Genomic DNA, 14,422 nt, shown 5'->3' with positions numbered 1-14,422 from the left:
GCGATAAAAACAGACAACAAAAAACCCGGCGCGAGGCCGGGTTCTTCGTAATGCGGGGCAGAACCCCGGCAATCAGCTCTTGGCGATCGCCGCCGCCTTGCCCTTGCCGAGCATGCGGTTGATCTGCCATTGCTGGGCAATCGACAGGATGTTGTTCACCACCCAGTACAGCACGAGGCCGGCCGGGAAGAAGAAGAACATGAACGAGAACACCAGCGGCATGATCATCATGACCTTGGCCTGCACGGGATCCGGCGGGGTCGGGTTCAGCTTGGTCTGCACGAACATCGACACAGCCATCACGATCGGCAGGATGTAGAACGGATCCGGCACCGAGAGGTCATGGATCCAGCCCAGCCACGGCGCGCCGCGCATTTCCACCGACGACAGCAGCACCCAGTACAGCGCGATGAACACCGGGATCTGGATCACGATCGGCAGGCAGCCGCCGAGCGGGTTCACCTTCTCGGTACGGTACAGGGCCATCATCTCCGCGTTCATCTTCTGCGGATCGCCCTTGTAGCGTTCGCGGATCGACGTCATGCGGGGTTGCAGGTCCTTCATCTTGCCCATCGAGCGGTAGCTCGCGGCGGACAGCGGGAAGAACACCAGCTTGATCAGCACGGTCAGCGCGATGATCGACCAGCCCCAGTTGCCCAGGAAGCCGTGCAGCTTCTCCAGCAGCCAGAACAGCGGCTTGGCCAGGATGGTCAGCCAGCCATAGTCCTTCACCAGTTCCAGGCCCGGCGTGATCTGCTCGAGCATGTGCTCTTCCTGCGGACCCGCGAACAGGCGTGCCTGGGTGCTGACCGCCGCGCCCGGCGCGATCTGGCCCAGCGGCTGCTGGACACCCACGCGGTACAGGTTCGGATCGATCTGCTCGGCGTAGAAGCTGTGCTCCTTGCCGTTCTGCGGAATCCAGGCCGAGGCGAAGTAATGCTGCACCATCGCTACCCAGCCATTGTTCGTGGCGGGCGGCACGGTGGCCTTGCCCTTGGCGATGTCCTCGAAGCTGATCTTGTGGTACTTGTCGGCGTTCGTGTAGATGGCCGGGCCCGTGAACGTGCTGTAGAACTGCGACTGCTCGACCTTGCTGCCATCGCGCGCGAGTTCCATGTACAGCGTGGGCGAGATCGGCGCCGTGCCCGAGTTGGCCACGTCGAAGCGCGTATCGATGACGTAGCTGCCCTTGTTGAAGGTGTACGTCTTCGTGAACTTCACACCGTTCTTCTCGGCCGTCAGTACAACGTCGAGCTTGTCCTGGCCGGGTGCCAGCGCGCGTGCGCCGGGGGCAGCCGTGAACACCGTCGTGTGGTTCGGCAGGTCGCCGCCGATCAGGCCCGAACGTGCCAGGTACGTACGCGTGGCATCGCGTTCGAACAGCACCACGGGCTTGCCGTCCTTCTCTTTCTCGTGCAGCAGCTCGAGGCGCGACACGATGCCGCCAGCGGTATCGATCTCCGCGCGTACCTCGTCGGTGGTCACCACGACCTTCTCGGCCGAAGGCTGGGCGGCGCCCTGCGGGGCAGCCGGCACGGCGCCTGGCGCGGAAGCGTTCGTCCCGCTGGCCTTGGGCACGTCACCCTGGGCCGCGGCGCCGCTCGCACCACCGGCCGGAGCGGCCTGCTGTTGCGTATTGGCGCTCGGGAAGAACATCGACGCGTGGCCGTTGGCGCGCTGCCAGTTGTCGTAGAGCAGCACGAGGGCCATCGAGAAGATGACCCACAGGATAGTGCGTTTGATATCCATATCTCGCTATGGTCTGGGGGAATCAGGGTCTGGGGAGCCGGACCGTGACAGGCGGACGGCCTGGCGCGGCGGATGCGCGGGGCGCCGCGTCGGCCTTCCCGTTTACTGCGGGCTCGGGCACGGGATCATACCCGCCCTTTGCGAAAGGATGGCAGCGGCAAAGCCTGCACGCAGCCATCCACGTGCCGCGCGCCGGGCCATGGCTGGCGATGGCGTCGCGGGCATAGTCGGAACACGTGGGCAGGAAGCGGCACTGCGAGCCCAGGTACGGACTCAGGGCGATCTTGTAGACGCGCAGCAGGGCAAGCAGGATTCGCTTCATGGTGATGGTCAGGCGGGGGTGGCCGGCTGGCTGGCCGGCGTGGCCGGGTCGGGCGGGGCTGCAGCCGCTGCTACCGGCAGCGGCCTGGCCGCAACATCGAGCAAGCCGCTGAGTTCGGTCAGGCAGACCCGCCGGATCGCCGTTCGGCTGGCAAAGTCCGCACGCGGAAACTTGGCCTGCAACCGTAACAAAATGTCACGGCCAGCGAATTGGTCCTGCCGGCAGCGAAACAGTTCCCGCACCATGCGCTTTACAAGGTTGCGCTCGGCGGCGCGCGGCGCGAACTTCTTGCCGACGACGATGCCGAGCCGGCCCTGCTCCAGGCCGTTGGCGCACACATACAGCACGAAGTGCGGGCTGCGACGCCGGGGCCGCAAAGCAAAAACGGATGAAAACTCATCCGTCTTTGTGAGCCTCGCGGCTTTGGGGAAGGCATGGTCCGACACGCTGGTCAAAACTGCGGAGTCACCGGACTGCGGCACTCCTGGCCATCCTGAGAGCGAGGCGTCGGGCTGGGGCAGCGAGATCATCCGCGACAGTTGCCCGCCGCAATGCTCATTGCCCCCACCGGTCGCCCGGCCCTCAGATTGCCAGGCGCTTGCGGCCCTTGGCGCGACGTGCGTTGATCACGGCACGGCCGCCGCGGGTCTTCATGCGCACGCGGAAACCATGGGTACGCTTGCGGCGGGTAACGGAAGGTTGGTAGGTACGTTTCATGTTGCACTCTCTGGTTGATCCGGGCTTTCCGGGCGCCGGCCTATGCCGGTTCGCCTTGGCCGCCGCGTATGGTTCGCATGGGGCTGCCGCACAGCCGACGCCCGCCCATGGGGTAAGGTGGCCGCGGCTTTGCCGACGATTCTGGTTCTGTCTTGCTGCCGGCCGCCGTTGGACCTCATCGCATGGGACAAGGCGTTGACGCGATCGGGCGGCTTGCCTGAGGCCGCACATGCTTGCATGCGACGGTACTGGCCAGACCCGGCGATGCGCATACGTGATCCCCTGCGGCATCGCAGAACCCGCCATTTAACCGATTTTCGCAAAGCGTGTCAAGGCGCGGGACCGGCGGTGCCGAAAAAGCCGCCACAATGCCTCCCGGCCTGTGGGTAAACGCCGGTGCGCCATTGTCCACAATGCCTGGTGGGTAACAACGGACGGCTCCCGTATTCCTGCGGGGCGCTTCAAATGTTATCCAAGTCCTTGTTTCCGATGGATTATCTGCCGTTGGCGCCGCTTGGGTGAGGCGTGGCGGCGCAGGTTGTGCACACAAATCCACTGATTTTTCACAAGTTGTCCACAGGGTTATCCTTTGTGGATAACTTGGACAGGGGGGTACAATCCCGGTCCAAACACTACACGGGCTGCGTGGCGCACGCACAACCCGGGTCTTCCTGCCTTGGGTATACCTGCCGTATACCGTTTTTGAATGCCGTTGCCGTGCCTCGGGCACGATGGGCGGCATTTTGCTTTTCGTGGGTACACACTCCGAAGGGCGCACAAAAAAGAGGGAAGCCCCGTGGCGCGAGTGCCGCCTTGTCCGTGACGTGCCAATGAAAGTCGTGGCGCGATCACTTAGAAGAACACATGCAAGATTTCTGGCAGGCGGCAGCCGCGCAGCTCGAGCGCGAACTGACGCCGCAACAGTTCAAAACCTGGATCAAGCCGTTGGCGCCGGTCGCCTTCGACGAGGAAGCGCATGCGCTGCGGATTGCCGCGCCCAACCGCTTCAAGCTCGACTGGGTCAAGAGCCAGTTTTCGGGTCGTATCACCGCGCTTGCGTGCGAATACTGGGAAACGCAGGTTAGCGTTCACTTTGTTCTGGATCCCGCTGCGTCGGGCCGTGCTGCGACTTATACGCAGCAAGCCATGGATGCCAGTGCCGCGGGCCACGCAGGAATGGGTGCGAATGCCGCGCCTTATCCCGGCATGCCCACGGGTGCTCCGGGTGGCATGCCCACCCAGCCCTATGGCCAGGCTCCGTCGCAGATGGGCGGCTATCACGAGTATGCGCCGCAGCCAGGTCCGGCCCAGGGCGGGCAGGCTCCTTACCCCGCAGGCATGCAGAACCGGGCGGCCGCGCCAACCGGTAACCCCCTGCAGGGAGGAGCCGGTGCTCCAGCGCATGACCTCGCCGATATCGACGTGGCCCAGATGGACCCGGCCGAAGCCAGTGGCCGTCCGTACCGCGGCCAGCAGCAGCCGGGCACGGTGCCTGCGCAGCCGAACGACACCGTCCATGAGCGTTCGCGCCTGAACCCGATCCTGACGTTCGACAACTTCGTCACCGGCAAGGCCAACCAGCTGGCCCGCGCGGCGGCAATCCAGGTGGCCAACAACCCGGGCAAGTCGTACAACCCGCTCTATCTCTATGGCGGCGTCGGCCTGGGCAAGACCCACTTGATCCACGCCATCGGCAATTTCATGCTGATGGAGAACCCGCGCGCGCGCATCCGCTATATCCATGCGGAACAGTACGTGTCCGACGTGGTGAAGGCTTATCAGCGAAAAGCGTTCGACGAGTTCAAGCGCTATTACCACTCGCTGGATCTGCTGCTGATCGACGACATCCAGTTTTTCTCGGGCAAGAACCGCACGCAGGAAGAGTTCTTCTATGCGTTCGAGGCGCTGATTGCGAATCGCGCGCAGGTGATCATCACCAGCGATACGTATCCGAAGGAAATCACCGGCATCGACGATCGCCTGATCTCGCGATTCGATTCGGGCCTGACGGTGGCGATCGAGCCGCCCGAGCTCGAGATGCGCGTGGCGATTCTGATGAAGAAGGCTGCCGCCGAGAACGTGAGCGTGCCGGAGGAAGTGGCGTTCTTCGTCGCCAAGCATCTGCGCTCGAACGTGCGCGAACTGGAAGGGGCGCTGCGCAAGATCCTGGCGTTCTCGAACTTCCACGGCAAGGACATCACGATCGATGTCACGCGTGAGGCGCTCAAGGACCTGCTGACCGTGCAGAACCGCCAGATCTCCGTGGAGAATATCCAGAAGACCTGTGCCGACTTCTACAACATCAAGGTCGCGGACATGTATTCGAAGAAGCGCCCCGCGAACATTGCACGGCCGCGCCAGATCGCCATGTACCTGGCCAAGGAACTGACGCAGAAGAGCCTGCCGGAGATCGGCGAACTCTTCGGTGGACGCGATCACACCACGGTGCTGCACGCCGTGCGCAAGATTGCCGACGAGCGCAGCAAGGACGCGCAACTCAATCACGAGTTGCACGTGCTGGAGCAGACGCTCAAGGGCTGACCGGGGGCCAATGTCGCGCGCCGTATTCGGGCGCGGCGGCGTCCCGGAACCGGAATTCCGGGCCAGCCTTGCCGGGCTGGCATACTACTGGGTGCGCGTCCGGCGGCAAACGGGCGCCAGAATAACCTTGGATTGCGGTAACTGGCCTCAGATAAGGCTTTGCGGTGAGTCGGGACGCGTTGGCGGATTGAGCCGCCTGACCGTGGCATTTTGTGCACAGCCAGGCGCCCCGCCGGACTCGGCCCGCTTCACCGCAGCGGCTTATCCTTGGTACAATGCGGCATTAACTCCTTGATTCCTTTATGAATTTGGATCCTGGAGCTGCGCCTGATTCCGCGGTCGCCGACGACAAACGACGAAGGATAATTTCAATGCAATTGGTCAAAACCTCGCGAGACAACCTGCTGCGTCCGCTGCAAATCGTGAGCGGCATCGTGGAGCGCCGCCACACCCTCCCGATCCTGGCCAACCTGCTGATCCGCAAGTCCGGCTCGAACGTTTCCTTCCTCTCCACCGATATCGAGATCCAGATCACCACGCATGCCGAGTGCGGCGTGGGGAGCGACGACGTGGCCACTACCGTTGCCGCGCGCAAGCTGCTCGACATCCTGCGCGCGATGCCCGATGGCGACGTGGCGCTGTCGCTGAACGACAAGCGCATGTCCGTGCAATCGGGCAAGAGCCGCTTCGCACTGCAGACGCTGGCCGCCGAGGAATTCCCGACCGTTGCCGAAGCCGCCGAGTTCAACGCGAGCGTGAGCCTGCCGCAGAAGACGTTCAAGCATCTGCTGGCGATGGTCCACTTTGCGATGGCGCAGCAGGACATCCGCTATTACCTGAACGGCATGCTGCTCGTGGTCGATGGCAAGAAGGTGATGGCCGTGGCCACTGACGGTCACCGTCTGGCGTACTGCGGCGTTGAGCTGGAGAACGAGGCGGCGGGCGTGGGCTCGCGCCAGGAAGTCATCATTCCGCGCAAGACGATTCTCGAACTGCAGCGCCTGCTCGAAGACAACGACGATCCCGTGCAGGTACAACTGGCCGCGAATCAGGTGAAGTTCACGTTTGCCAACGTGGAACTGATCAGCAAGCTCGTGGAAGGCAAGTTCCCGGACTTCCAGCGCGTGATCCCGAAGGGCTACAAGAATGCATTCGCGATCGACCGCGTGCAGTTGCAGCAGGCGCTGCAGCGCACGGCGATCCTGACCACGGACAAGTTCAAGGGCGTGCGCTGTATCCTCGATACGCATGTGCTCAAGATCAGTTCGACCAACGCGGACCAGGAAGAAGCGCAGGAAGAACTGGAACTCGATTATTCGGGCGATGCGCTCGATATCGGCTTCAACGTGACCTACCTGCTCGATGTGCTCGCGAACCTGAAGAGCGAGCAGGTGCAGGTCAGCCTCGGCGACTCCAATTCGAGCGCGCTGATTACCGTGCCGGAAGACGACAACTTCAAGTACGTCGTGATGCCGATGCGCATTTGATGGCCAAGACCCAGTCGCCATCCATACACAATCGGGCACACACCGCATCAGGGGCCGGATCCTCGGGATCCGCCCCTTTTGCCGTTTTCAAGTAACCCGCAAAACGCGGACTCGCCGCACCCGCTGCCGCATGGCGCAGGTCCGGCTTTATCCGCTTTTGTCGTTAGTATCGTGAGTAGGAAAACATGACCGACCAGCAGAATCCGCAGCAGGAAAACACTTACGGCGCCTCTTCGATCCAGATCCTGGAAGGCCTGGAAGCGGTGCGCAAGCGTCCCGGCATGTATATCGGCGATACGTCCGACGGCACCGGCCTGCACCACCTGGTATTCGAGGTGCTCGACAACTCGATCGACGAGGCCCTGGCGGGTTATTGCACCGAGATCCTCGTCACGATCCACAGCGACAATTCGATCTCGATCGTCGACAACGGCCGCGGCATCCCGCCGGCCGTGAAGTTCGACGACAAGCACGAACCGAAGCGCAGCGCGGCGGAAATCGCCATGACCGAGCTGCACGCGGGCGGCAAGTTCAACCAGAACAGCTACAAGGTGTCCGGCGGCCTGCACGGCGTGGGCGTGTCGTGCGTGAACGCACTGTCCAAGTGGCTGCGCCTGACGGTGCGGCGCGACGGCCAGGTCAACCTGATCGAATTCGCCAAGGGCGAGGTGCAGAACCGTATTGTCGAGACCGTGAACGGTCCGGATGGCCAGCCCGTGGAAGTCTCGCCGATGAAGATCATCGGCGCCACCGACAAGCGCGGCACCGAAGTGCACTTCCTGGCCGATGAAGAGATCTTCACGAACGTCGAGTTCCACTATGAAGTGCTCTCGAAGCGTATCCGCGAACTCTCGTTCCTGAACAATGGCGTGCACATCAAGCTGGTGGACCAGCGCACGGGCAAGGAAGAGGATTTCGCGTTTGCCGGCGGCGTGAAGGGCTTTGTCGAGTACATCAATCGCGCCAAGACCACGCTGCACCCGAACATCTTCTACGGCAACGCGGAGAAGGATGGCATCTCGGTGGAAGTGGCGATGCAGTGGAACGATGGCTACAACGAGCAGGTGCTCTGCTTCACGAACAACATTCCGCAGCGTGACGGCGGCACCCACCTGACGGGCCTGCGCGCAGCGATGACGCGCGTGATCAACAAGTACATCGAAGAAAACGAGATCGCCAAGAAGGCCAAGGTGGAAACCAGCGGCGACGACATGCGCGAGGGCCTGGCCTGCGTGCTGTCCGTGAAGGTGCCCGAGCCGAAGTTCAGCTCGCAGACCAAGGACAAGCTGGTTTCGTCCGAAGTACGCCTGCCGGTGGAAGAACTCGTCAGCAAGGCGCTGACCGACTTCCTGCTGGAAACGCCGAGCGACGCCAAGATCATCTGCAGCAAGATCGTCGACGCGGCCCGTGCGCGCGAAGCCGCACGCAAGGCGCGTGAAATGACGCGCCGCAAGGGCGTGATGGACGGCATGGGCCTGCCGGGCAAGCTGGCCGATTGCCAGGAGAAGGACCCCGCGCAATCCGAACTGTTCCTGGTGGAGGGTGACTCCGCAGGCGGCTCGGCCAAGCAGGGCCGCGACCGCAAGTTCCAGGCAATCCTGCCGCTCAAGGGCAAGATCCTGAACGTGGAGCGCGCGCGCTTCGACAAGATGCTGTCCAGCCAGGAAGTGCTGACGCTGATCACGGCGCTGGGCACGGGCATCGGCAAGGAAGACTACAACCTCGAGAAGCTGCGCTACCACCGCATCATCATCATGACCGATGCTGACGTGGACGGTTCGCACATCCGCACGCTGCTGCTGACGTTCTTCTACCGCCAGATGCCTGACATCATCGAACGCGGCTACGTCTATATCGCGCAGCCGCCGCTGTACAAGATCAAGCACGGCAAGGACGAGCGTTACATCAAGGACGACAACGAACTGAATGCGTACCTGCTGAAGCTGGCGATGGAAAAGGCCGCGCTGATCCGTCCGGACGGCAGCGAGATCGCCGGTGATGCGCTGGGCGAACTGGCCCGCCAGTACCAGCTGACCGAAGGCGTGATCGGCCGTCTGTCGCGCATCGTCGATACCGATGCGCTGCGCGCCATCGCCGACGGCGTGACGCTCGACCTCGACAACGCCGCTGCTGCCGAGGCATCGGCTGTTGCGCTGAAGGCCAAGCTGGCCGAGATGCACGCCAAGACTCTGCTCGGCGCCGCCGTCAACGACGATGGCACCGCAGACGTCTACGCGCAGTTCGACGAGAAGACCGACAAGCACCGCCTGATGATCGCGCGCCGCCACCACGGCAACGTGCGACTGTCGCACCTGGACGCAGACTTCGTCCACGGCGCCGACTACGCCGCACTGTCCGGCGCCGCCAAGACGTTCCAGGGCCTGATCCCGGACGGCACCAAGGTCAAGCGCGGCGAAGGCGATCGCATGCGCGAACAGACCGTGGCGGATTTCCACCAGGCCATGCAATGGCTGCTGAGCGAAGCCGAACGCGGCGTCACGCGCCAGCGCTACAAGGGCCTGGGCGAAATGAACCCCGACCAGCTGTTCGAAACAACGCTCGACGTGACCCAACGCCGCCTGCTGCGCGTACAGATCGAAGACGCGATTGCAGCGGACCAGATCTTCACGACGCTGATGGGCGACGAGGTGGAGCCGCGCCGGAACTTTATTGAGTCGAATGCGTTGGTGGCTCGGAATATTGATGTTTGAGGGATGTGAACTGTAGGAAATCGGAATCAGCCGTACAAGGAAGGGGCTGTTCGCTGAACTGAGTTTTCAGAGTTTGTTGGATTAGAGTGCATTGCGTGCCTCGAAGGCTCGCGGCACGAGGCTCGCGGAAAAAGGGGCTGCGCATGACGCAGCCCCTTTTTCAATTCCGTGGGCGGCTTTCTTGCTCACACTGGTTCGTCGTACGAGCGACGTGGTTTCGAGACGCTGCCAGCCCTTCAGATTCTCCTGTCTGAAAAGCCAAATGCCCGTCTGCGGCAGATCATTTATCGAACGAGTCACCAGTATTTCTATAGAAGATCTGATCTTCCATCGTCTGTTGCAGGTGCTCTTGCAAGAGCGCTGTCAGCTTCAAATCTGGCGCTACATCATTCGGCCACAAGGCTTGATGTCCCGCCCTTCCATTTGACAGGTTCAGGACGAATCGTGAATGATTTTCAAGGATTTCATGTCGAGGAAATGGTTGCGCGTATCTGCAACTCCGCCAACACTGCCGAGGCATTTACGTTATATCGATTGGCGGCTCCGCTTCTAAAGGACTACAAATTTGTTTTCGCTTCCGATAGGGGAGGATCACCTGGCTTTACACTAAACCGAACATTTTCAGCTGGCGCGGCCATTCGTAGCTTGTTCAAAACCGAGCGGGTTATCGTGCTAGATGCGGAAACCGCCTTGGAGATGGAATCTGGACAAGCGACCTATCCGATTGACTACTCCATTTCGCTCGATACAAATGCCATGAGCTACCTTGTGCCACATATGGCAGGTAAGCGGGGCGGTGGCATCCCCGCAGACTTCCAGGAAGTCTTTGAGTTCATTGCGCGGCCTGATGTCCATGTTGATCCAATCCCCTACCTCACGGAAAATTTGCCACGGATCGCAGGTGGCGAGTCGGCTGATAAGATCTTTGATAACCTCAAAGCTTATGAGATTTTGCGTACCATTGATGTTGACTGGTTAAAGTCGAGTGGAGAAGTACGCTCAATCTTGTCCGATCAGGAGTTGGCCGCCACTGCGCAACAGCAAGTGTCCAGGATGTACTTGGACATTGAGGACAGTACGCTGATGGAAGGTCTGATCTCTAGGCACCAGTACCTTTATGCCTGCCTGGTCAAGATCGCGTCAATTCAACTGAAGTCACCGAGCGCAGGGATTGGCAAGAAAATGGCGGCTTTCCTAGAATTCTGTCATTCGACACTAGCCACTATGAGCATCCGGGAGGCAGCTGTTGCTCGGGCATATTTCATCCGCGGGAACGATCTCAAGTTCTTCGGAAAGATTCAAAAAAATTCAAAAAGCGATATCTTGAAATTGCTGCGAAACATGGCTTGGGACATGTGGCATGTTCGGCAACTGGAGCAGTCGATCACATTCGAGCCGAGCAAACAAGCAAGGTACTTCTTCCCTGCATTGTTGACGTTTGACCGCAAGTTTGTTGAGATCATGGATCTCTATCCGCTTAAAGCGTGTGCCTTCAAGATTGGTAGTTCCCAACCGATGCCGTTTTTCGACGGTGACCCATTCAGGCTAATTGCCACAGACGACGAGGACGGCACGTCAGCCGTAAAGAAATACTTTTCCGGCGACGCGATAGCGGCTAGAGAAGCGGTTCGTGACAACGTAAGAGCCAATTTCGCCAGCGTAGTTGCTTCTTTGGAAGCAGAACTCCTTGCTGTGGCGAGCACGTAACGAGCGTGCCACACGACCGTTGCAGGTCGCCAGGATGATATCGTGCCGATTCTTGCGCGATCCTGATCCAGACATGTCTGCTACGCCCCTCATCGATATAAAAAACCTCCAGCAAGCCGCTCTCGCCTTTGGCGAGGCACGCAACTGGGGCAAGTATCACAGCCCCAAGAACTTGGCCATGGCGTTGAGTGTGGAAGTGGCCGAGCTGGTGGAGATCTTCCAGTGGCAGACCGAGGAGGAGTCGCGCGGCATCATGGCCACCGACGAGCGCGGGCATGTGGAGCAGGAATTGGCCGACATCACGATCTACCTGACGCAACTGGTGACGGCGCTCGGCGTGGACCTTGATGCGGCGGTGCGGGCAAAGATGGAGATGAACGCGCGGAAATACCCGGCGCCGGGTGCCGAGCAGCCGTAGGCGCCGCTGGCTTGGACTTGCGTCTTGCGCAAATCACCTGCCAGTCACATGTCCGAATGCGGGCAGCCGCATCACGCAATTGCAGCTAGACTTCCCCGGATTGCCTCTCGTGGAGAATCGGCCATGGCGGTTAGCAAGGGCGGAGCAAAGGCGGCGACACAGATTCACATTGGTATCGGTGGCTGGAATTTTGCGCCGTGGCGCGACAGCTTCTATCCGGCGGGACTGGCGCAGGCGCGCGAGCTCGAATATGCGAGCCGTCACCTGACCGCCATCGAGATCAACAGCACGTATCACGGCACGCAGAAGCGGTCGTCGTTCGCCAACTGGCGCGATGCCACGCCGGACGGCTTCGTGTTCTCGGTCAAGGCGTCGCGCTTTGCTACCAATCGCCGTATCCTGGCCGAAGGGGCTGACTCGATCCATCGTTTCATTGACAGCGGCATTGCTGAACTCGGAGACAAACTGGGTCCGGTGGTGTGGCAGTTCGCGCCGACCAAGCAGTTTGTTGCTGACGATTTCGAGGCTTTCCTGACACTGTTGCCGGATTCGGTCGAGGGCGTGACGCTGCGCCACGTGCTGGAGGTGCGCCACGACAGCTTCATGTGCGATGACTACCTGAAGCTCGCGCGCAAGTACAAGGCCGCCACGGTCTTTACCGATTCGCCAAAATACCCGTCCTTTGCCGACCAGACCGCCGACTTTGTCTATGCGCGGCTGATGAACGCGCAGGAAGACATCGCCACCGGCTACGCAGCCAAGGATCTCGATCGATGGGCGGCGCGCGCCGCGGCGTGGGCGAGCGGCAAGGCACCGGATGACCTGCCGCGCGTAGAGACATCGGCGGCCAAGGCGCGCAAGGCGCAGCCCGTGTACCTGTTCTTCATCAACGGCGCCAAGGTCCACGCACCCGCGGCGGCAGGCGGGTTGCTGGAGCGGCTCGGCTGGACGCCGACGGAGACTGTGCCGGTGAAGGTGGCGGTGAAGATGCCGGTGAAGGCCGCCGTGTCGAAGGCCGCGCCAGTGAGTGCTGCGGCGAAGGCGCCTGCGAAGTCGGCCAAGCCTTCCACCAAGCCTTCCACCAAGACTGCGGCCAGGACGCCAGCCAAGGTGCCTGCGAAAAAGAAACCTGCTGCGAAGGCCACTGGCCGCGCTGCCACGTAGGCGAGGTGCACCGCGATGCCGGTAGCGTCGATTCACCAGGCCTCGCGCCGCAGTATTTCCCCGGCACAGGCGGGCGCGCCCTACGCCACGCTGCCCCTGGCGCCGGACTGGCTCGACGCGCTTGCCCGTCTGGGCCACGACGCCATGACGCCGCTGCAGGCTTCGATGCTACCTGCGGCGCTGTCCGGGCGCGACGTGATCGTGCAGGTCAGGCGGGATCGCCAGGCGAATGACCGCGACGACGATAGCGAACTCGCACTGGCCCTTGCCGTGCTCCACCGGCTCGATGCCCGGCGTTTCGATGTCCAGGCACTATGGCTCTGTCCTACGCCAGATGCCGCAGATCGCGTGGCGCGATGCATGCGCGGTCTTGCCCAGTCCGTGGGGCATATCAAGGTGGCGATGCTCTGCCATGGCGCGCCGATGCGGATGCAGATCGACAGCCTGATCCACGGCGCGCATATCGTTGTGGGAACGCCAGGACGCCTGCTCGACCACGTCGACGCCGCGACGCTCGACCTGCGCGCCATCAATACCGTGGTGTTCGACAAGGCGGACACGCTGCTGGAGCTGGGCTATGTCGACGATATCGCCTTCGTTGCCAGCCGCTGCCCCCGGCTGCGTCAGACACTGTTGATGCATGGGTCTGCCGATGCCGACCTGCCGCCCGACCTCGCTCGCCTGGGCCGGCTTTGGATGCGGCGTCCGCACTTGATCAGTCAGCCGGCCTAGCCCGCGTCGGGAATGCTTACAAAGATTCGTGAAAGTCACCCTGTAAGCATCGCCGTTCCTTTGCTAATCTGAACAAACGTGGCCTGACACCCGGGGGCGCAGCAGCGTTGCGCGGCGCAGCGAGACCATTGGGCCACGGCAAAGACTGTTTCCAAGACGGCAACAAGGAGTCGGTGACAATGAAAACCGCACGGCAGGTTCTGGAACACAAGGCATCTCGGGCCATCTACAGCATCCCACCCACGGCCACGGTCTATTCCGCGCTACAGCTCATGGCCGACAAGGGAATCGGCGCACTGCTGGTGATGGAACATCAAAAAATCGTCGGCATCCTGAGCGAGCGGGATTACGCGCGCAAGGTGATCCTGATGCAACGGACATCGCGTGAAACGCTGGTGCGCGAAATCATGACCTCGGCAGTGATCTACGTGCGGGGGGATCAGACCACCGACGACTGCATGGCGTTGATGACGCGGCACCGGATGCGTCACCTGCCGGTCATGGAGGGCGAGGAACTGCTCGGCATGTTGTCCATTGGCGACCTGGTGAACAACATCATCAGCGAGCAGCGCTTTGTGATCGAGCAACTCGAACAGTACATTACCGGCGGCACCCGCTAGGCCACCTCCCACCTTGTGACGAAGCACGCGCCTGGGGCAGGCGCGTGTGGAACGGTGCTGGCGCATGTCTGGTCAGCGAGGCTGCGCCAAATGCTAAGCATGCATATAATTATGCGGTTACTGAATAAGGCCGCAGGGTTTGACGTGCGGCTTGTCCTTTGCCTTAGCTCCCGCTGCCCTGCCGCCGCCCATCTGCATGTCGCCGTCCGCCTCCACGCAAACCGCCCCAGCCTCCCAAGCCGCCCCAGCCGCCC

The 14,422-nt window shown here is 61.7% G+C and carries 12 protein-coding genes; 8 read left to right on the top strand and 4 right to left on the bottom strand.

Features of this window, described 5'->3' with window-relative positions; all coding sequences use genetic code 11:
• Window positions 1-72 precede the first annotated feature (72 nt).
• The 4 genes from yidC to rpmH all read right to left on the bottom strand — a co-directional run bounded on the left by yidC (window position 73) and on the right by rpmH (window position 2,788).
• Window positions 73-1,749 carry a membrane protein insertase YidC gene (gene yidC / locus ABDB81_RS10695; RefSeq protein ID WP_137928272.1) on the bottom strand — a complete coding sequence of 559 codons (1,677 nt, stop codon included), beginning with the start codon at window positions 1,747-1,749 and terminating at the stop codon, window positions 73-75.
• Between the two features lie 22 nt (window positions 1,750-1,771).
• Entirely contained in the window at window positions 1,772-2,071 is a 300-nt protein-coding gene (gene yidD, locus ABDB81_RS10690) for a membrane protein insertion efficiency factor YidD (protein ID WP_160471106.1), read from the bottom strand.
• Window positions 2,072-2,079: 8 nt separating this feature from the next.
• The gene (rnpA, locus tag ABDB81_RS10685; protein WP_346811145.1) at window positions 2,080-2,517 is read right to left on the bottom strand and encodes a ribonuclease P protein component; all 438 of its coding nucleotides are present in this window, start codon (window positions 2,515-2,517) and stop codon (window positions 2,080-2,082) included.
• Window positions 2,518-2,653: 136 nt separating this feature from the next.
• Window positions 2,654-2,788, bottom strand: coding sequence for a 50S ribosomal protein L34 (rpmH, locus tag ABDB81_RS10680; protein WP_008650850.1), 135 nt, complete (start codon window positions 2,786-2,788; stop codon window positions 2,654-2,656).
• Window positions 2,789-3,652: 864 nt separating this feature from the next.
• Between rpmH and dnaA the strand changes: the two genes are divergently transcribed.
• The 8 genes from dnaA (at window position 3,653) to ABDB81_RS10640 (ending at window position 14,168) form a co-directional block, all read left to right on the top strand.
• Window positions 3,653-5,329, top strand: coding sequence for a chromosomal replication initiator protein DnaA (gene dnaA, locus ABDB81_RS10675; RefSeq protein ID WP_137925866.1), 1,677 nt, complete (start codon window positions 3,653-3,655; stop codon window positions 5,327-5,329).
• A 371-nt stretch (window positions 5,330-5,700) separates the two neighbouring features.
• Window positions 5,701-6,816: a DNA polymerase III subunit beta gene (gene dnaN, locus ABDB81_RS10670; RefSeq protein WP_137925865.1), complete on the top strand. Its 1,116-nt coding sequence runs from the start codon at window positions 5,701-5,703 to the stop codon at window positions 6,814-6,816.
• A 185-nt stretch (window positions 6,817-7,001) separates the two neighbouring features.
• Entirely contained in the window at window positions 7,002-9,527 is a 2,526-nt protein-coding gene (gene gyrB, locus ABDB81_RS10665; RefSeq protein ID WP_346811033.1) for a DNA topoisomerase (ATP-hydrolyzing) subunit B, read from the top strand.
• 444 nt (window positions 9,528-9,971) lie between these two features.
• The gene (locus tag ABDB81_RS10660) at window positions 9,972-11,234 is read left to right on the top strand and encodes a hypothetical protein (RefSeq protein WP_346811031.1); all 1,263 of its coding nucleotides are present in this window, start codon (window positions 9,972-9,974) and stop codon (window positions 11,232-11,234) included.
• A 73-nt stretch (window positions 11,235-11,307) separates the two neighbouring features.
• The gene (locus ABDB81_RS10655) at window positions 11,308-11,652 is read left to right on the top strand and encodes a nucleotide pyrophosphohydrolase (RefSeq protein WP_346811030.1); all 345 of its coding nucleotides are present in this window, start codon (window positions 11,308-11,310) and stop codon (window positions 11,650-11,652) included.
• A gap of 123 nt (window positions 11,653-11,775) precedes the next feature.
• Window positions 11,776-12,816, top strand: coding sequence for a DUF72 domain-containing protein (locus tag ABDB81_RS10650; protein ID WP_346811028.1), 1,041 nt, complete (start codon window positions 11,776-11,778; stop codon window positions 12,814-12,816).
• A 15-nt stretch (window positions 12,817-12,831) separates the two neighbouring features.
• Window positions 12,832-13,548: a DEAD/DEAH box helicase gene (locus tag ABDB81_RS10645; RefSeq protein ID WP_346811026.1), complete on the top strand. Its 717-nt coding sequence runs from the start codon at window positions 12,832-12,834 to the stop codon at window positions 13,546-13,548.
• A gap of 179 nt (window positions 13,549-13,727) precedes the next feature.
• The gene (locus ABDB81_RS10640) at window positions 13,728-14,168 is read left to right on the top strand and encodes a CBS domain-containing protein (RefSeq protein ID WP_137925831.1); all 441 of its coding nucleotides are present in this window, start codon (window positions 13,728-13,730) and stop codon (window positions 14,166-14,168) included.
• Window positions 14,169-14,422 lie beyond the last annotated feature (254 nt).

Source organism: Cupriavidus sp. DL-D2 (assembly GCF_039710735.1).
Lineage (GTDB): Bacteria > Pseudomonadota > Gammaproteobacteria > Burkholderiales > Burkholderiaceae > Cupriavidus.
Note: the sequence above shows the minus strand (reverse complement) of the source record. Positions and strands in the feature narration are given on the sequence as shown.